Origin of the sequence: Streptomyces sp. HSW2009 (assembly GCF_040240285.1) — a bacterium.
Taxonomy (GTDB): Bacteria; Actinomycetota; Actinomycetes; order Streptomycetales; family Streptomycetaceae; genus Streptomyces.
In genome coordinates this window covers 1-445 of record NZ_JBEHZD010001157.1, presented here as the reverse complement: position 1 = coordinate 445, position 445 = coordinate 1, and the positions used below count along the sequence as shown (strand labels likewise).

The 445-nt window shown below is 76.2% G+C and carries 1 protein-coding gene; it reads right to left on the bottom strand.

Annotation, left to right across the window (positions count from 1 at the left end; all coding sequences use genetic code 11):
- Positions 1 to 76 precede the first annotated feature (76 nt).
- Positions 77 to 445: Rv3235 family protein (locus AAHZ94_RS35015; protein WP_349997678.1), on the bottom strand; the 369-nt coding region annotated here is incomplete at its 5' end.

Genomic DNA, 445 nt, shown 5'->3' with positions numbered 1-445 from the left:
CCAACCGCCTTCGGAGTCCGTGTGGTGGCCTCGGACAGGTTATTAAGAGACAGGCCTGGGCGGCCGGGGCGGGGCTTCATCGTGGGCCCGGGTGACCGGGGGCGGGGCCGAGGTCGATGGCGGCGCAGCGCCAGCGGTGGTCATCGCCCCGTTCGAGCCGGAAGGCCAGGGCACGCAGCCGGTCACCGGCGGCGATGCGGGCGAACGCCTCGATGATCCACGGCTCGGGCCGGAACTCGTCGCAGTGCCGTACGACCGGAGCCAGCGCCCGCGCGCCCGGCCGTGGCCCGGCAGCCGGCGGGGCCGCGATACGGGCGGCGCCGCGCGCGCCGCGGACGTCTGCGGGGTGGGTGTCCCGCAGGGTCGCCGGGTGGGCGGCGGGGGGGGGGGGGGGGGTATAAACAAATGGCGGGGGCGGCCGTAAAGCGGTTGTTGGAGTGGGGGG